A 238-nucleotide genomic window follows, 5' to 3' on the forward strand; every position below is an offset into this window, starting at 1 on the left:
TGAACCGCGATGCACCTGCCTCCTGAAGCCTGGATCTCTTCTACCACTGCATTGGCGGCACTAGCGTTCGACTTGTAATTGACGCACACGGCATATCCGTTCGTGGCAAACAGCTTTGCTGTTGCCGCACCAATCCCACGACCACTCCCGGTAATAATGGCAACTTTTTTATTATTCATAATGCGTCCTGTGCAGCTGATATCATGGATGTGCAATCCTGAAAAACAGTCACCGTAAC

1 protein-coding gene is annotated in these 238 nt (G+C 49.6%); it reads right to left on the reverse strand.

Annotation, left to right across the window (positions count from 1 at the left end; genetic code table 11):
* A partial coding sequence (locus NLF92_RS13765) for an SDR family NAD(P)-dependent oxidoreductase (RefSeq protein WP_254102843.1) occupies window positions 1-179 on the reverse strand: 179 nt, incomplete at its 3' end.
* Window positions 180-238: the final 59 nt, after the last annotated feature.

The sequence above is a fragment of the Opacimonas viscosa genome (assembly GCF_024199005.1).
Lineage (GTDB): Bacteria > Pseudomonadota > Gammaproteobacteria > Enterobacterales > Alteromonadaceae > Opacimonas > Opacimonas viscosa.